Here is a 16,617-nt window from a genome sequence, read left to right as displayed (position 1 = left end):
AAGCGGTGCCGGGCCACGTCGGCATGCGGCTCCGCCGCGTGGGCCGCCACGTGGGCCGCCACGTGGGCGGACCACCCGCGACGCGCCGGCGGGCCGCCGCCCACCGGCCCGCACGACGCACCCGCGCCCGCCCCCGGGCCGCGGGTGGCTGCGGGCCACCCGCCGGCCCGCAGTTCTCCCCTGCCCTCGGCGAAGCTGCGACGCTGCGAAACTCAGGGCTTGCCGATCGGGTCCCCTTCCGTCTCCGACCCCTGGCCGGGACCGACCTTGATCTCGAAGTCGCCGTCGTACCTCGACTGACCCACGATGACGGCGCTCTCGACGGCCTCGGAGGCCATCTCCTCGCGCACGATGACCGGATCCCGGCGCAGGTCACGCATCAGGGCGACGCACATGCCGATCATCACGAGGACGAAGGGCGCGGCGGCGAGGATCGTGAGGTTCTGGAGGCCGGTGAGCGCGTCCCCCTGTCCGCTGCCGACGAGCAGCATGATCGCGGCGACGGCTCCCGTGACGATGCCCCAGAACACGACGACGAACCGGCCGGGTTCGAGCGCGCCCTTCTGTGAGAGCGTTCCCATCACGATGGAGGCGGCGTCGGCGCCGGACACGAAGAAGATGCCGACCAGGATCATCACGAGCAGGCTGGTGACGGTGGCGATGGGGTAGTTCTGGAGCACGGCGAAGAGCTGGCCCTCGGGGGTGGACTCCTCACCGAGTTGTCCGCGCTCCTGCTGCTTCATGGCCGTACCGCCGAAGACCGCGAACCAGACGAGGCTGACCGTGCTGGGGACCAGGATCACGCCGCCCACGAACTGGCGGATCGTACGGCCTCGGCTGATGCGTGCGATGAACATGCCGACGAACGGCGTCCAGGAGATCCACCAGGCCCAGTAGAAGACGGTCCAGCTGCCCAGCCAGTCCGCGACGCCCTCGCCGCCGGACGCCTCGGTGCGGCCCGCGAGTTGGGGCAGGTCGCCGAGGAAGGAGAAGACCGAGGTCGGCAGCAGGTCGAGGATCAGGATGGTCGGGCCGGCGACGAACACGAAGGAGGCGAGCACCAGTGCGAGCACCATGTTGGCGTTGGACAGCCACTGGATGCCCTTCTCCACGCCGGACACCGCGGAGGCGACGAAGGCCACGGTCAGGACGGCGATGATGGCGACCAGAAGTCCGGTGCTCACCTTGTCCATCCAGTCCAGTTCCTGGACGCCGGAGCCGATCTGGAGCGCGCCGAGGCCGAGAGAGGCCGCGGAGCCGAAGATGGTGGCGACGATCGCGAGAATGTCGATGATTCGGCCCGCGGTACCGTTCGCGTGTTTGGCGCCGATCAGCGGGGTGAAGACGGCGCTGATGGTCTGGCGGCGGCGCTTGCGGAACGTGCTGTACGCGATGCCGAGGCCGACCACCGCGTAGATCGCCCACGGATGCAGCGTCCAGTGGAAGAGGGTGGTCGCCATCGCCGTCTCCATGCGCTCACCGGAGCTCTCGGGACTGGTCCCGGGCGGGGGCGTGGTGTAGTGCGAGAGGGGCTCGCTGACACCGTAGAACATCAGGCCGATACCCATGCCCGCGCTGAACATCATCGCGACCCAGGACACCGTGCGGAACTCGGGCTTCTCCCCCTCCGCGCCCAGGTGGATGCGGCCGTAGCGGCTGACCGCGAGCCAGAGGGCGAACACCACGAAGCAGGAGGCGGCCAGCATGAAGGCCCAGCCACCGTTGCGTATGAGCCCGCCGAGCATGCCGGCCGAGGCGTCCTCGAGCGAGTCGGTCCAGATGGCGCCCCAGAGGACGAAGGCCAGGGTGAGGCCGGCGGTCACACCGAACACGATGCGGTCCGTCTGCGGCCGTTCGCCGCCCGGGAGGCGCGCTTCCGGGACCGGAAGCGCGCCTCTCTCATGCTGGCCGTGCGTGCGATGTTGTTCTTGCGTCACAGGCGGAACCTTTCGCCGAGCGGCTGGAACTGAGCTTCTCCTGCCCGGAACCGGCTTCCGCATGTGACGCGGTTCTCATCTTTTCAGCAGTCCGTCTCGGGCTCCCCGACCGTCAGCCGGTACGGCGCCCGCTCGTCGAGCAGCAGCGGGACGAGTGCGCGCAGCGACTGCCGCAGAGGTACGAGGGTGCCGTCGCCGTCGTGGCGCACCCGCACGCCGTGCAGGGCGAGTTCGTCCTTCACCTCCGTGTACTGGGCGTCGGTGAGCCGGTAGCCGCAGGGCGGGTTCTGGATCACCTCGGCCGGCTCGGCCGGGTCGTTGTCGGCGCCGCCGACGTAGACCGGGCCGGTGTCCCGGTAGCCGGCGACACGGGCCGCCGCGGTCGCCGCGTCGACCTGCCCGCCGCGCTCCCCCGCGAAGCCGAACAGGCCCTTCAGCGCCGACAGTTGGGAGTTCACCCGGCGCCGGTTGTTGGCCGGCTCCGCGGTCCCGTCCGTCAGGGGTTCCACGCGGCTCTCGATGAGCAGTCCGACCGAATGCTTGACGCCGGACATGTTGCGCAGGATGCGTTCCTGTCCGTCCCCGGCGACCTGCCTGACCGGGTCACCGGTGACGGGGTCGGTCCAGATGCCGTACGTGCCGGTCGTGTACCCGCCGGCCTGTGCGGCGGGCCGTACGTACGCCTGTGACAGTGTCTCGGCCTCCTCGTGCACGGCCGCGTCGGTGTTGAGGTTGCGCGGCCAGAGGTCGAAGAGGTCCTTGTCGTAGAACCCGGGTGTGGCGCCGTACTCGTGCAGGTCGTAGACGATATCCGGTTTGCGGTCGCGGATGACGGCGGCCATCGCCCGCGCCTCGGCCGTCTTCAGCGACAGGTGGTCGCGGTTGATGTCGACGCCGTCGCTGTTGCCGCGCGTGTCGGCGGCCCGTCCGTCCGGGTTGGCGGTGGGCACGACGAGCACGGTGGTGCGTTTCAGGAAGTCCTTGGTCGCCTTGTCCTTCGCGTACGCGAAGTCGCGGACCGTGGAGAGGCATGCCTCGCGCCCGGAGGGCTCGTCGCCGTGCTGGCTGCAGATCAGGAGCACGGTGCGGGTCGTGGGACGCGTCCCGATGCGGACGAGTTGCAGCGGGCGGTCCTGCTTGGTGGTGCCGATGCGGGTGATCGAGACGCGGTCGCTCGCCCCGTCGACGGCGGCCAGGAAGTCCTGCTCCTCCGGCTGGCTGGTCCAGCGCTCGCCGCCCGTCTGCTCGAACCCGGTGCGCGGTGGGGCGTCCGTGGCCGGTGCCGCCTGCGCCGGGGTCGACAGCAGGGGTGCGGCCAGGGCGGTGGTCAGGGCCGCGGCGATCATCGCGGCGGTGCGGGGGTGCGGACGGGCTTTCATTCGGCTCCCGGGATGCGGTGGGCGGTATGCGGGTCGCGGACACCGTCCAGGACGGATGTGTCCGGAGTGGCGAGGTCCGAGGCTGTGGCACCCTTCGTCGCGTCCGCGAACGCGTCGGCGCCACCGAGCAGCGGCAGGCGCGCGGACGTGCGCGACAGGTCGAGCGTCAGCGTGGGCGTGGACGACGGCGGGTCGATCAGACCCCTGTCGGTGCCCGCGACGATGAGCGCGAGGCGGTGGCCCTTCGGGACCACGTGGTCGCTGGCGTGCAGGTCGAGCGTGATCTTGTACGGCTTGCCCGGAGTCAGCGGGGTGCCCGTCTGATCCGAGGCGTGGTTGCCGAGGTCGGCCCAGCCGCGGCTGAAGACCGTGTAGTCGACGTCGGCCGACTTGGCCCGCGTCTCCCTGAAGCAGGAACTGTCTCCGGTCGTACTCGGACCCCAGCAGGTGCGCTCGGTGAGCGTGGTGATGCCCTCGGCGGGGTCGGCGTAGTCGCGGATGGTGTCCGTGCCCAGGTCCACGAGGACCGCCGAGAGATGGGCGGTGGAGGTCGTGGGCGTGGCGGTGACGGTCACCTTGGAGGAGCCTGACAGACGCAGCGCCTTGGTGAGCGGCTTGGTCACGAAGCCGGCCTTGTCGGGGGTCGGCTGGTCGGTCCTGGCCGCCCAGTCGGTCTCGCTCTGCCGCGGGTCGTCGGTGAAGGTCTCGGTGCCCGATCCACGGCTCAGGCCGAGGGTGCCGACACCGGCCTGGGTGCCCTTGTCCGGGCGCAGGTTCACGGCCTCGGTGTTCCGCGGCGGCCACACACTCGACGTCACCCAGGTGTCGGGGTGCCGCTCGATGTCGGCCATGGGCTCGTCGTCGATGCCGTTGTCGTAGCCGAGGAGTTCGTGGTCGAACCACCGGTGCAGCGTGTCCACCCACGCGGCCCGCCGGAAGTCGAACGGGTCGACGTGCCCGGTCCCCGAGATCCAGATCTTGCGCTCGACGCCGTTCTTCGCGAGGGCGTCCCACCACTGGCCGAAGTGCCCCGGCCGGACGTTGAGGTCCTGCTGGCCGTGCACGACGAAGACGCTGGCCTTCACCTTCTTGGCGTCCTTGACGTAGTCGCGCTCGGTCCACAGCGGGGTCCAGTCCCCGGTGCGCGGCGCTCCGTCGACGAGCTTCTGCTGGACGGCTCCGCACCTGGCGCGGGCGTCGGGGCTCTCGACGTAGCCGGACAGCCAGTCGGGGCCGGAGTCGTAGAGCGGGGCGCCCTTGGCGAAGTAGTAGTCGTACCAGGAGGAGATGGCGGCGATCGGGACGATGGTCCTGAGGCCCTCGACACCGGTGGCGGCTACTCCGTTGGCGATGGTGCCGTCGTAGCTCTTGCCGATCATGCCGGTCCTGCCATTGGTCCAGGTGGCCTCGGCGCGGGCGGTGCCGGTGCGGGTCGTGTAGCCCTTGGCGCGGCCGTTCAGCCAGTCGATGACGGCCTTCGCGGACTGGATGTCGGAAGGGCCGCCGACGTCGACGCAGCCGTCTGAGCGGTTGGTGCCGGCGAGGTCGACGCCGACGAAGGCGTAGCCGCGCGGCACGAAGTAGTTGTCGTAGAAGAGCGGCATCTGGACGACGTTGCCGTTCGCGTCGTACGTCTTGCGCTGGCTCTCGTTGCCGCGTCCGCAGCAGGAGTAGTACGGACTGGCGTCCATGATCACGGGAATCTTGCGGCCCTGCCGGGCGAGCTCCCGGGGCCGGACGATGTCGACGGCGACGCGGTCCGGCCTGCCGTCGCTGTCGCCGTCGAGTCCGATGTCCACCCATACGGACTCACGGATGGCGTTCTCGTACGAGTAGACGGGCTCACTCACCTTCGGTGCCGGTGCGCTGGTCGCCACCGCCGGGGTCAGGAAGGTGGCGATCAGGGCGGCCGTGGCCGCTGTCGCGAGCGATCTCCATATCGTGAAGCGCCTCCGGCGCGCAGGTGGGGACATGGGCGGACGGTACTGCGGTCAACTCCCGTGCAAAAGATGGCCTAATCGGGCTTATGAGGATTCAGATGGGTTTCGGTCAGCGGTGGCTTGAAAGGTGGGTCGCAGGAGGTCACTCATGTCAGGCGGATGGCGATCGAGTGACAGCCGTGGCGGTGGACACCTCCTGGCCCACCGGGGATGCATAGGCTCCCGACAGACTTCGTGACCCTACGACTTGGAGTCCCACGTGCACCGCAGACTGATCGCACCGGGTGCGCTCGCCGTCTCCCTGCTGCTGACGGTCCCGGCATCGGCCGCCGACTACAAGCCCGGTGCGCCCGGCATCGGCGACCCCTACTACCCGGCCTACGGCAACGGCGGATACGACGTCTCGCACTACGACCTCCGGCTCAAGTACCAGCCGGTCACGGACACCCTGGAGGGCACGGCGACTCTCCTCGCCCGGACCACGCAGGACCTGTCCCGCTTCAATCTCGACTTCCTGCTGGACGTCAGCGAAGTGCGCGTCGGCGGCGCCAAGGCCTCGTTCGCCAGGTCCGGCGAGCACGAGCTGGAGATCACCCCGAAGACGCCCCTGGCCAAGGGCACGCCCGTCACGATCGTGGTGCGCTACCGCGGGGTGCCGTCGTCGAAGCAGGCGTACGGCTTCACCAACTGGCACCGCACTCCGGACGGCGGGGTCGCCGCGAACGAGCCCGAGGCGGCCTGGTGGTGGTTCCCCAGCAACGACCACCCGCTGGACAAGGCCACCTACGACGTGTCGGTGGCCGTGCCCGACGGCACCCAGGCGATCTCCAACGGCACGCTCCAGTCGACGAGTTCACGCGCGGGCTGGACCCGCTACAACTGGCGGTCCGCCAAGCCGCAGGCCACGTATCTCGCCACGCTCGCGGTCGGAAGGTTCGACATCACGACCGGGCGCACCGAGAGCGGGATTCCGGTCATCAACGCGTACAGCAAGGACCTGGGCGACAACGCCGGGGCGGCCCGCGCGAGCGTCGAGCGCACGGGTGAGGTCACCGACTGGCTCACCGGGTACTTCGGGCCGTACCCCTACAACGCGCTCGGCGGCTATGTGCCCAACGTGACCACCGGGTACGCGCTGGAGACGCAGACCCGGCCGTTCTACAGCCCGCGGCAGTTCGCGGGCGGCTCGAACGTCTCCGTGGTCGTCCATGAGCTGGCCCACCAGTGGTACGGCGACCTCGTGTCCGTCGCCGGCTGGAGGGACATCTGGATCAACGAGGGCTTCGCCCGCTACGCACAGTGGCTGTGGTCCGAGCACGAGGGCGAGGGAACCGCACAGGAGCTCGCGGACCACGTGTACGCGTCACACGCGGTCGAGGATCCCTTCTGGAAGGTCAAGCCCGGTGACCCTGGGCCGGAGCACCAGTTCGACATCGCCGTGTACGACCGGGGCGCGCTGGCTCTCCAGGTCCTGCGGAACGAGATCGGTGACAGGGCGTTCTTCACGATCCTCAAGGGGTGGCCGGCGAAGTACGCCTACGGCAACGCGACGGTCGGGGACTTCCAGGCGTATGCCGAGCAGGTGTCCGGGCGGTCGCTGGCGGGTCTGTTCGACACATGGCTGTTCAGGCCGTCGAAGCCGGGGGCGCCTGCGGCGCGCAGTGCGGGGGTCGCCCTGCGGAGCTCGGGGGTCACGGCGCCGAAGTCCTGGACGAAGATCACGGCGACGAATTCTGTGCACGATCACTGAGCGCCGGGGGGCTAGGGGGCTTCCGTCCGTCCTGGAACCGCGGGCCGGTCGTGGCTTGTCGCGCCGTTCCCCGCGCCCCTTTCGGGGCGCGCCTGGGGCCAAGGGCCTGTTGCCGCCGGACCTGACCCCGCACGAGCCGGCCCTCCAGCGTGCGGCTGGACTGAGCAGAAGTTGGCCTGATCAGCCGCACGCCCCGAACCGACTTGGGCGCTCCCCCGCTGCCTCAAGGGCGCTGGAGGTACCCCCAGGTCCTCCACCCCTGGTCGTGCAGGCACTGCTGACGACGTTCCAGCGGTCGTTGAAGGAGGAGCTCCAGGAGTGGCTCAAGGGGTCCTGAGCCGGGCTGCCGGACCGCGCCCCGCGCGCCCCCACGCGTCACCTGTCGGCGAACCGCTCCCCCCTCTCCGCCTTCTCCACCAGCAACGCAGGCGGCGTGAACCGCTCCCCGTAGCGCTCGGCGAGCTCCCGCGCACGGGCGACGAATCCGGGCAGTCCCCCGTCGTAGCCGTTGATGTACTGGAGGACGCCACCGGTCCAGCCGGGGAAGCCGATGCCGAGGACGGAGCCGATGTTGGCGTCGGCGACGGAGGTCAGCACGCCCTCTTCCAGGAGCCGGACGGTGTCCAGCGCCTCGGAGAAGAGCATGCGCTCCTGCATGTCCTCGAAGGGGATCGCGTACCCCGGCTTGGTGCTGTGCCTGCCCGGGGGACGACCCCCGGAACCCCCGAAATGCTCGCGCAGGCCCGGCCACAGCTTGCCGCGCCCGCCGTCCGGGCCGTAGTCGTAGAAGCCCGCGCCGCCGCCGCGCCCGGTGCGCCCGAACTCGTCGACCATGCGGTCGATCACCGCCTCGGCGGGATGGGCGGTCCAGGTGCCGCCCGCTTCCTCCACGGCCCGCTTCGTCTCGTTGCGGATCTTGCGCGGGAGGGTGAGGGTCAGCTCGTCCATCAGTGAGAGGACTTTCGCCGGATAGCCCGCCTGACCGGCCGCCTGCTCGATCGACGCGGGCTCGATGCCCTCCCCGACCATCGCGACGCCCTCGTTGATGAAGTGGCCGATCACCCGGGAGGTGAAGAAGCCGCGCGAGTCGTTGACGACGATCGGGGTCTTGTTGATCTGCCGGACGAGGTCGAAGGCGCGGGCCAGTGCCTCGTCGCCGGTCCGCTTCCCCCTGATGATCTCGACGAGGGCCATCTTGTCGACCGGGGAGAAGAAGTGCAGTCCGATGAAGTCGTGTTGCCGCTCCACGCCCTCGGCGAGCGCGGTGATCGGCAGGGTGGAGGTGTTGGAGCAGAGCAGGGCGTCCGGTGCGACGATGTGCTCGATCTCCTGGAACACCTTGCGCTTGAGGGCCGGGTCCTCGAAGACCGCCTCGATGACGGCGTCACAGCCCGCGAGGTCGGCCGGATCCGCGGTGGGCGTGATGCGGGCGAGAGTTGCGTCGGCCTTCTCCTGGGTCGTACGGCCCCTGGAGACCGCCTTGGCGCAGAGCCTCTCGGAATAGCTCCGGCCCTTCTCCGCGGCCTGAACCGACACGTCCTTGAGGACGACCTCGATGCCCGCGCGGGCGCACGAGTACGCGATGCCGGCGCCCATCATCCCGGCACCGAGCACGGCGACCCTGCGCACCTGGCGCGGCTCGATGCCCCGCGGGCGGTTTCTGCCTGCGTTCACCGCCTGGAGGTCGAAGAAGAACGCCTGGATCATGTTCTTCGCGGTCTGCCCGGTGACCAGCTCGGTGAAGTAGCGGGCCTCGATGGTCAGCGCCGTCTCGAAGTCGACCTGGGAACCCTCGACGGCGGCCGCGAGGATGTTGCGCGGTGCCGGGTAGGGCGCGCCGTTCAGCTGCTTCTTGAGGTTGGCGGGGAACGCGGGCAGGTTCGCCGCGAACTTCGGGTGGGCCGGGGTGCCGCCGGGGATCTTGTAGCCGGCCTTGTCCCAGGGCTGCTGCGACTCGGGGTTCGCGTCGATGAAGGCGCGGGCCCTGGCGAGCATCTCCTCGGGGGTGGCGGCCACTTCGTGGACGAGACCGCCCGCGAGGGCACGCCCCGGGCTGTACTGGGTGCCCTGGAGAAGCACTTTGAGGAGGGCGTCCGCGATGCCCATCAGCCGTACGGTGCGGGTGACGCCGCCGCCCGCCGGGAGGAGGCCGAGGGTGACCTCGGGGAGGCCGATCCTGGAGCCGGGGGCGTCGAGGGCGACGCGGTGGTGGCTGGCCAGCGCGATCTCGTAGCCGCCGCCCAGGGCCGCGCCGTTGATGGCCGCGACGACCGGCTTGCCGAGCGTCTCGATGCGGCGCAGGGAGTTCTTGATCTCCATACCGGTGTCGAACGCCTGCTGGGCGTTCTCCGGGCCCACCTGGATCATGTCCTTCAGGTCGCCGCCCGCGAAGAACGTCTTCTTCGCGGACGTGTAGATGATCCCGCGGATGGAGTCCTTCTCCGCCTCCGCGCGGTCGGCGATCGCTTTGATGGAGGCCCTGAAGGCCTGGTTCATGGTGTTGGCGGACTGGTTGGGGTCGTCGAGGACGAGGGTGACGACACCGGTGTCGTCCTGTTCCCAGCGGATGGTGGTGCTCTCGGTCATGGCAGGTTCTCCGTTGCAGTCGGGTCGGTCCGCTGGTGGGTTACAGGCGCTCGATGATCGTGGCGATGCCCATGCCGCCGCCGACGCACAGCGTGGCCAGGCCGTAGCGCTTGTCCTGCCGCTCCAGTTCGTCCGTCAGGGTGCCCAGGATCATCGCCCCCGTCGCTCCCAGCGGATGCCCCAGCGCGATGGCGCCCCCGTTGACGTTGACCTTGTCCAGTGAGATCCCCATGTCCTTCACGAAGCGGAGCACCACGGCCGCGAAGGCCTCGTTGATCTCGACGAGGTCGATGTCGTCGATGGTCAGTCCGGCCCTCGCGAGGGCCTTGCGGGTCGCGGGGGCGGGACCGGTGAGCATGATCGTGGGCTCGGAGCCGGAGACGGCCGCGGACACGATCCGCGCGCGCGGTGTCAGCCCGTAGCGCTCGCCGACCTCCCGGGAGCCGATCGCGACGAGCGCCGCGCCGTCCACGATGCCGGACGAGTTGCCCGCGTGGTGGACGTGGTCGATCTCCTCGACCCAGTGGTACTTCTGCAGCGCCACCGCGTCGAAGCCGCCGAGGTCCCCGATGTCCGCGAAGGACGGCTTCAGCTTGGCGAGCGAGTCGGCGGTGGTGCCGGGCCGCATGTGCTCGTCGTGATCGAGGATCGTGAGCCCGCTGCGGTCCTCGACCGGGACCACGGACCTGTCGAACCGGCCGTCCTTCCAGGCGGCCGCAGCCCGCTCCTGCGACAGCGCCGCGTACTCGTCGACGTCCCGTCGTGAGAAGCCCTCGATCGTGGCGATGAGGTCCGCGCCGATGCCCTGCGGTACGAAGTTGACGGCCATGTTGGTCATCGGGTCGTTGAACCAGGCGCCGCCGTCGGAGGCCATCGGCACCCGCGACATCGACTCGACACCGCCCGCGAGCACCAGGTCCTCCCAGCCCGAACGGACCTTCGCGGCGGCCATGTTGACGGCTTCGAGACCCGAGGCACAGAAGCGGTTCTCCTGGACGCCGGCCACCGTGTCCGGCAGCCCGGCGGCGACCGCGGCGATGCGGGCGATGTCGGAGCCCTGGTCGCCGACGGGTCCTACGACACCGAGCACGATGTCGTCGATCGCGGCCGGGTCGAGCCCCGGGAAGCGCCGCCGGACCTCATGGATCAACCCGGTCACCAGGTCGATGGGTTTGGTGCCGTGCAGGGCGCCGTTCGCCTTGCCGCGGCCGCGCGGGGTGCGGATCGCTTCGTACACGTACGCTTCGGTGCTCACGAGTCAGGCCTTTCGGATGGCAAGGGGGTCGGAAAGCCGGGGCGGCGTGAAGGTCGGTGGAACAGGCCGGTGGAACAGGTGTCAGCCGTCGTCCACATGGGTGTCAGCCGTCGTGCGAGCGGGTGTCAGCCGTCGTCCTTCAGCAGACCGGGTATGTCCCAGTCCCGGGCCACGGCCTCGGTGTCGGCGCCCGGCTGGGCGGGGCCGCTGCGCAGGGACGTGGGGGTCGTGGAGAACCGGGGTGCGGGGGCGGGCTGGGTGATGCCGCCGAAGTCGGTGAAGGTGCCGCGTGCGGCGAGGTGCGGGTGGTGTGGCGCCTCACGCAGCGACAGGACCGGGGCCACGCAGGCGTCGGAGCCCTCGAAGACGGCCGTCCACTCGTCGCGCGTACGGGCCTTGAAGCGGGCCGCGACCGTCTCGCGCAGTTCGCCCCAGCGCGCCACGTCCTTGCGGGCGGGAGCCTGGTCCCCGATGCCCAGCAGGTCCACGAACTCCTCGTAGAACTGCTGCTCCAGCGCGCCCACGGCCATGTACTTGCCGTCGGCCGTCTCGTACGTCCCGTAGTAGGGGCAGCCTCCGTCGAGGAGGTTGGCCGCGCGCCGGTCCTGCCAGCGGCCGGCGGCGAGCATGCCGTGGATCATCGTGGCCAGGTGCGCGGTGCCGTCGACGATCGCCGCGTCCACGACCTGTCCGGTGCCGGTGGCACGCGCGTGGTGGAGGGCGGCGAGAACGCCGACGACGAGGTAGAGCGAGCCGCCCGCGTAGTCGCCGACGAGGTTGGCCGGGACTGCGGGCGGCTCGTCCGGGCTGCCGATCATGCCGAGGGTGCCGGTCGGCGCGATGTACGCGATGTCGTGCCCCGCCCGCCCGGCGAGCGGCCCTTGCTGGCCCCAGCCGGTCATGCGGCCGTAGACGAGCCGCGGGTTGCGGGCGTGGCAGGTCTCGGGGCCGACGCCGAGGCGCTCGGCGACGCCGGGGCGGTAGCCCTCGATGAGGATGTCCGCGCGGTCGACCAGGTCGAGGACGAGGTCCGGGCCGTCCTCGCTCTTGAGGTCGACGATCACGGACCGCTTGTTGCGGTTGGTGACGTCGTACTCGGGGTCGATGGCGAGTCCGGTGCCGTCGGGACGGTCCACGCGGACCACGTCGGCTCCGAGGTCGGCGAGGAGCATGGCGGCGAAGGGGCCGGGCCCGATGCCGGCGAGCTCGACCACGCGCACACCGACGAGCGGGCCCTGCCCGAGCGTCCCTGTGTCTGCCATCCGGCCCCCTGAGCGTGACACTGCTGATGTAACGCCTGTGATGCTAAGAACGTGTTCCAGTGGGCACAAGCCCTGGGCGAGCAAGCGCTTAGTCGTATGACCTGGAGTCGAGTTGTCCGAAGTCGGGTTACCCGGAGCCAGGGGTTCGTCCAGCGTTCCTGGACATGGGCATGATCACACCTCCGGCTCCCGATCTTTCGGCTGCGGCTGCTCGTACCTCACGCTAGCCTCAGCCACCGACAACGGCGCGGGGGCGAGGGCTGAGGGGTGCCATGGGCAGGCGGGGCAGGGTGGATCGCGCGTACGACGTCGTGCTCTTCGGGGCGACGGGATTCGTCGGGGAGCTCACGGCGGAGTACCTCGCCGCCCATGCGCCGCAGGGCGTGCGGTGGGCGCTCGCGGGGCGCGACGCCGGGAAGCTGGAGCGGCTGCGTGAGCGCCTGCCCGGCGGCTCCACGGTCGGAGTGCTGCGGGCGGACGCCGGGGACCCGCAGTCGATGCGCGAACTCGCCGGGCACGCGCGCGTGGTGGCCACGACGGTCGGCCCCTACCTGACGTACGGCGAGGAACTGGTGGCAGCCTGCGCCGACACCGGCACGGACTGTGTGGACCTCACCGGGGAGCCCGAGTTCGTGGACCTGATGTACGTGCGGCACGACGCACGCGCGCGGGAGACCGGTGCACGGATCGTGCACGGCTGCGGTTTCGACTCGGTACCGCACGACCTGGGGGCGTACTTCACCGTGGCGCAGCTCCCGGAGGGCGTGCCGATCACGGTGGACGGGTTCGTGCGCTTCGATGCCATGGTCTCGGGCGGTACGCTCGCCTCCGCACTGAACCAGTTCTCGCGCGGGCGCCGGCTGCTGACTGCGGCGCGGGACCGGCGGCGGCACGAGCCGCGCACACCCGGACGGCGGGCGCACGCGCCGCTGGGTGCGCCGCGGTTCGCCACGGAGGTCGGAGCGTGGGCGGTACCGCTGCCCACGATCGACGGACAGGTGGTGCAGCGCTCGGCGCGGGCGCTGCGGCGGTACGGGCCCGACTTCCGCTACCGCAACTACGCGGCCGTCCGGAGCCTGCCGTATGCCGTGGGGGGTGCCGCCGCCGTCGGCGCGGTGGTCGCGGCCGCCCAGCTGCCGCCCGCGCGGCGCTGGTTGTCGGAGCGGCTCAGGCCCGGCGAGGGGCCGAGCGCCGAGAAGCGGGCGAAGAGCTGGTTCTCGGTGCGGTTCGTGGGCGAGGGCGGCGGGCGCCGGGTGTTCACGGAGGTCGCGGGCGGTGACCCGGGCTACGACGAGACGGCGAAGATCCTCGGCGAGTCGGCGCTGAGCCTCGCGCTCGACGATCTGCCGGACACGGCCGGACAAGTCACCCCGGCGGTCGCGATGGGCGACGCGCTGATCGGGCGGCTGCGCCGGGCAGGGATCACCTTCCGGGTGGCGGCCAGCCGGTAGCGGCCGGGAGGCCGGCCCCGCCCGGCCGGTTCAGGAGGACCAGCCGGTGACCGTGTAGAGCATGCCGCCGATCCAGGCGAGTGCGGCAATCACGGCAAGGACCAGGCCGGCCATCACGGCGCGCTCGATGGGCTGGGTGGGGCTGGCGGCGGGCTTGGAGGTGTGGTGCGTCGTCATGGGTCACAGCCTGCCGATCATGACGGCGCCCCGACATCCGTACAGATACTCAGATCGGATACTCAGACACCCCGGCCTCCCCCTGGGACAGTGGCCTCCTTCAGGGCCCGTCGGCACAGGGAGTCCGCCCGCCTGGTGGACTCCGGGATGCGGTACTCAGGGGTGAGCGCGAGTGTGTGCGCGCACGCGGTGTCGAGGCTCACCCGGTGGCCGACCGAGACGAACACCGGCTTGACGCCGTCACGGGTACGCAGGGCGCGGCCCACCTCCTCGGTGCCCGCCAGGGCCTGTGCCGGAAGTGGCGTCGTCCGCCCGAAGGGCGGGCCGGGCGGCGGCGATGGGGGTGCCCCCGCGCGAGCTCGGGTTCGAGCGTGGGGGAGCGTGCTCTCGGCGTGCCGGGCGGAAGACCCCGTTGATGGACCGGACGTACTCGGGCTTTCGCCCGGTGCGGCGAGAGGGCGTGCCAGGCGTCGCCCGGCAGGCGCCACTTCCGACACAGGCCCTAGGAGCGGGGCGGCGCTGCCGCGCGCGGGGCCGGGGTCGTCGTACGTGAAGGTGAACGGATTCTTGGCCACGCCGATCGTGGGGTGCCCGGAGAGGACGCCGAGGTGGCTGGCGAGGCCGAAGCGGCGTGGGTGGGCGAGCCCGTACCCGTCGCACACGACGAGCCCCGGAGCGCAGGGCAGCGCGTCCAGGGCGGCGAGGACGGTGGGGATCTCCCGGAAGGCGAGCAGGCCGGGCACGTACGGGAAGGAAACCTGTCCGACGGCGGTTGCCTCCGCGACCACGTCGAGGGTCGCGGCGTCCAGCACCACGGCCGCCGCCACGACCACGTCCCGCTCGTCGTCGTAGGCGACGTCGACACCGGTCACATGGCCGGTTCCGGGCTCCGGCCCGTCCTCGTCGAGCACCACCCTGTTCCGCAACTCGTCCTGCACGGCCCGGGCCTGCTCTTCGGTGGCGGGCCAGCCCGCCGGAATGCGTACCGTCGTCATGGTGCTGCCGAGCCTACGGCGCCCGGCCCTACGGGTATGGCCGGGGCCTTCCGGTCACTTCTTGCCCAGGGCCTGCCGCAGCTCGGTCTTGTTCATGTCGGAACGGCCCCGTATGTTGCGGCGCTTGGCCTCCTCGTACAGCTGGTCGTAGGTGGGCCCCTGCGAGCCCCGGCCCGAACGCCGGCCGCCGCGCCTGCCGGAGGACATGTCCCGGGTGGAGATGCGACTCGCGGTTTTGGACTCACCGGCCCGTGCCCGCTCTTTGTTCACGGTCCGCGCGGCGATCTCCTCGGCGCGCTGCCTGCTCTCGCCCCGGTCCTGGGCGCTCTCCTTGATGTGCTCGTACTGTCGTTCTCTCTTGGGGCTCGAACCGCGTGGCATGATCGCTCCTTCCTTCGCGGACGGACCGAGTACCCCTTTTCTGAACACCGACTTCTTCAGGACACCGATGGATCAGGATGCAGGCGGTCACCGTGCCCCGGTTCGGGTCAGCGTTCCAGGCGTGCCACGCGGCCCTGTTCGCCCGCGGCCCAGCAGGCCGCGTCGGGGGCGCAGTCCACGGTGTCGTACGAACCGGTGTCCACCGTCCGCCAGGTGCGTCCGCCGTTCGTGGTCAGGTCGGTACCCGTGGGGCCGACGGCGAGCGCCGCGCTGCCGCTGCGCGGGAGCCAGGTGACGCCCGAGCGGTAGGCGGGCGGCGGCTGGGCGGCGGGGGTCCAGCCGCGACCGCCGTCGCCGGTGCGGGCCGCCGCTCGGGGTGACGTCTGGTCGGGGCGGTAGTCGCCGCCGACCGCGATGCCGTGCCCACGGCCCTGGAAGGCGAGCGCGAAGACACCGCGGGCCGGATCGCCCGCCGGGATCGGGGTGTCGGTGGCCGTCCAGGTGAGCCCCCGGTCGGAGGAGTGCAGCACGCGCGCGCGTGCGGCCCCGCCCGTGGCCAGCCACACGTCCCGCGCCCCGGAGCTGACGAGGCACTGGCCGCTCGCCGCGAAGCCGGCCTCGCCCTCCAGGGCCGCGGGCATGCCGGCGCTGGGCAGTACCGTCCAGGTGCGACCGCCGTCGCGTGTCGAGAGGATGCGGAACTTGCCGTCCACCGGGTCGCTCATGGCCAGCCCGTGCTGCCGGTCGAAGAAGGTGAGGCAGTCGTAGAAGGCTCTCGGGTCGGTGTTGCGGAAGGACTCCGTCCAGGTAACGCCGCCGTCCTCGGTGTGCAGCACTCTGGACGCCTCGCCCTCGCCGATGGCCAGCACCACGGCCCGGCGCGTGTCGAACGCCTCGATGTCGCGGAACTGCAACTCCCCCGCTCCGGGCGGCGAGACGTTCCGCCAGCTCGCGCCGCCGTCGGTGGTGCGCAGTACGGTGCCCTTGGTCCCGGCCAGCCATGCGGCGCCCCGGCTGACGGCCGCGAGGCCGCGGAACCGGACGTCGGCCGCACCCGTGTCCTTGACCTCCCAGTGCGGGGGCCGCGGCGTGGCGTGGGCCTGCCCGGGGGCCGTCAGAGCGGCGGCGAGTCCCGCCGCGCACAGCCCCACGAGTGCTCGCCGACTCGCCCGCGAGGACGCCGATTTCACCGCCTGGCTCAAGCACCCCGACGTCCCCGAAGCCCTCATGTTCCCCACGAGTCCCATGGCGGGCGAAGCTAGCCCACCGTCCCAGTGGCGTCCAGATGCCCTCCGTCGGGAACCGCGCGGCGAGTTCGCGTGTCCTCTCCGATATCCCGGGAGCGCGGGATGAGAAATGGATCATCAAGAGACGTCACAGAAACTCCACAGAGACACCACGGAGACCACAGTCACCACTAGGAATTTCCTCGGTGACAGAGGTCACTCGAATTTCATGTGCACGGATTGGCTCATTCCATCGTCTCTTCAAGTGCCCGGCCCTA

General features: G+C 70.9%; 12 protein-coding genes and 1 pseudogene. 3 read left to right on the top strand and 10 right to left on the bottom strand.

What is annotated here, in order from left to right; all coding sequences use genetic code 11:
* Positions 1–212 precede the first annotated feature (212 nt).
* The 3 genes from E0500_RS24230 to E0500_RS24220 form a co-directional block, all read right to left on the bottom strand.
* The gene (locus tag E0500_RS24230; protein WP_399119772.1) at positions 213–1,832 is read right to left on the bottom strand and encodes a BCCT family transporter; all 1,620 of its coding nucleotides are present in this window, start codon (positions 1,830–1,832) and stop codon (positions 213–215) included.
* A 188-nt stretch (positions 1,833–2,020) separates the two neighbouring features.
* Positions 2,021–3,316 (bottom strand): M14 family metallocarboxypeptidase, encoded by a 1,296-nt coding sequence (locus E0500_RS24225; RefSeq protein WP_258572917.1) that lies wholly within the window; start codon positions 3,314–3,316, stop codon positions 2,021–2,023.
* Positions 3,313–5,289, bottom strand: coding sequence for a Xaa-Pro dipeptidyl-peptidase (locus tag E0500_RS24220; protein WP_131568820.1), 1,977 nt, complete (start codon positions 5,287–5,289; stop codon positions 3,313–3,315). Before E0500_RS24220 ends, E0500_RS24225 begins: the two co-directional genes overlap by 4 nt.
* Positions 5,290–5,515: 226 nt before the next feature.
* Between E0500_RS24220 and E0500_RS24215 the strand changes: the two genes are divergently transcribed.
* Together E0500_RS24215 and E0500_RS44105 are read left to right on the top strand one after the other, a co-directional pair.
* The gene (locus E0500_RS24215; protein ID WP_131568818.1) at positions 5,516–7,006 is read left to right on the top strand and encodes a M1 family metallopeptidase; all 1,491 of its coding nucleotides are present in this window, start codon (positions 5,516–5,518) and stop codon (positions 7,004–7,006) included.
* Positions 7,007–7,262: 256 nt separating this feature from the next.
* A pseudogene (locus E0500_RS44105) lies at positions 7,263–7,343 on the top strand (transcriptional regulator); the annotation flags it as partial.
* Between the two features lie 38 nt (positions 7,344–7,381).
* Here E0500_RS44105 and E0500_RS24210 read toward each other — a convergent pair.
* The 3 genes from E0500_RS24210 to E0500_RS24200 all read right to left on the bottom strand — a co-directional run bounded on the left by E0500_RS24210 (position 7,382) and on the right by E0500_RS24200 (position 12,109).
* Entirely contained in the window at positions 7,382–9,592 is a 2,211-nt protein-coding gene (locus E0500_RS24210; RefSeq protein ID WP_131568816.1) for a 3-hydroxyacyl-CoA dehydrogenase NAD-binding domain-containing protein, read from the bottom strand.
* A 40-nt stretch (positions 9,593–9,632) separates the two neighbouring features.
* The gene (locus E0500_RS24205; RefSeq protein ID WP_131568814.1) at positions 9,633–10,847 is read right to left on the bottom strand and encodes an acetyl-CoA C-acetyltransferase; all 1,215 of its coding nucleotides are present in this window, start codon (positions 10,845–10,847) and stop codon (positions 9,633–9,635) included.
* 125 nt (positions 10,848–10,972) lie between these two features.
* On the bottom strand, positions 10,973–12,109 hold the full coding sequence (locus E0500_RS24200) for a CaiB/BaiF CoA-transferase family protein (RefSeq protein WP_131568812.1): 1,137 nt from the start codon (positions 12,107–12,109) through the stop codon (positions 10,973–10,975).
* A 272-nt stretch (positions 12,110–12,381) separates the two neighbouring features.
* Between E0500_RS24200 and E0500_RS24195 the strand changes: the two genes are divergently transcribed.
* Positions 12,382–13,560 (top strand): trans-acting enoyl reductase family protein, encoded by a 1,179-nt coding sequence (locus tag E0500_RS24195; RefSeq protein ID WP_131568810.1) that lies wholly within the window; start codon positions 12,382–12,384, stop codon positions 13,558–13,560.
* Positions 13,561–13,590: 30 nt separating this feature from the next.
* On the opposite strand, the gene mmpA is transcribed toward E0500_RS24195, so the two are convergent.
* From mmpA to E0500_RS24175, 4 genes are all read right to left on the bottom strand, one after another.
* Positions 13,591–13,737 carry a morphogenic membrane protein MmpA gene (gene mmpA, locus E0500_RS24190; protein WP_165935151.1) on the bottom strand — a complete coding sequence of 49 codons (147 nt, stop codon included), beginning with the start codon at positions 13,735–13,737 and terminating at the stop codon, positions 13,591–13,593.
* A gap of 62 nt (positions 13,738–13,799) precedes the next feature.
* Positions 13,800–14,732 carry an endonuclease V gene (locus E0500_RS24185; RefSeq protein WP_181587113.1) on the bottom strand — a complete coding sequence of 311 codons (933 nt, stop codon included), beginning with the start codon at positions 14,730–14,732 and terminating at the stop codon, positions 13,800–13,802.
* A 54-nt stretch (positions 14,733–14,786) separates the two neighbouring features.
* The gene (locus E0500_RS24180; RefSeq protein WP_131569026.1) at positions 14,787–15,113 is read right to left on the bottom strand and encodes a plasmid stabilization protein; all 327 of its coding nucleotides are present in this window, start codon (positions 15,111–15,113) and stop codon (positions 14,787–14,789) included.
* A 107-nt stretch (positions 15,114–15,220) separates the two neighbouring features.
* The gene (locus E0500_RS24175) at positions 15,221–16,258 is read right to left on the bottom strand and encodes a WD40/YVTN/BNR-like repeat-containing protein (RefSeq protein ID WP_399120249.1); all 1,038 of its coding nucleotides are present in this window, start codon (positions 16,256–16,258) and stop codon (positions 15,221–15,223) included.
* Between the last annotated feature and the right edge of the window lie 359 nt (positions 16,259–16,617).

It is taken from the genome of Streptomyces sp. KM273126 (genome assembly GCF_004337435.2).
GTDB classification, from domain to species: Bacteria; Actinomycetota; Actinomycetes; order Streptomycetales; family Streptomycetaceae; genus Streptomyces; species Streptomyces acidicola.
The sequence above is the reverse complement of the archived record's forward strand: the minus strand, read 5'-3'. Positions and strand labels throughout refer to the sequence as shown.

What these genes read in the sequence shown, in the direction of transcription:
- E0500_RS24225 (WP_258572917.1), bottom strand. Translation starts at nt 3,316, where the DNA reads ATGAAAGCCCGTCCGCACCCCCGCACCGCCGCGATGATCGCCGCGGCC.
- E0500_RS24220 (WP_131568820.1), bottom strand. Translation starts at nt 5,289, where the DNA reads ATGTCCCCACCTGCGCGCCGGAGGCGCTTCACGATATGGAGATCGCTC.
- E0500_RS24210 (WP_131568816.1), bottom strand. Translation starts at nt 9,592, where the DNA reads ATGACCGAGAGCACCACCATCCGCTGGGAACAGGACGACACCGGTGTC.
- E0500_RS24200 (WP_131568812.1), bottom strand. Translation starts at nt 12,109, where the DNA reads ATGGCAGACACAGGGACGCTCGGGCAGGGCCCGCTCGTCGGTGTGCGC.
- E0500_RS24195 (WP_131568810.1), top strand. Translation starts at nt 12,382, where the DNA reads ATGGGCAGGCGGGGCAGGGTGGATCGCGCGTACGACGTCGTGCTCTTC.
- mmpA (WP_165935151.1), bottom strand. Translation starts at nt 13,737, where the DNA reads ATGACGACGCACCACACCTCCAAGCCCGCCGCCAGCCCCACCCAGCCC.
- E0500_RS24185 (WP_181587113.1), bottom strand. Translation starts at nt 14,732, where the DNA reads ATGACGACGGTACGCATTCCGGCGGGCTGGCCCGCCACCGAAGAGCAG.
- E0500_RS24180 (WP_131569026.1), bottom strand. Translation starts at nt 15,113, where the DNA reads ATGCCACGCGGTTCGAGCCCCAAGAGAGAACGACAGTACGAGCACATC.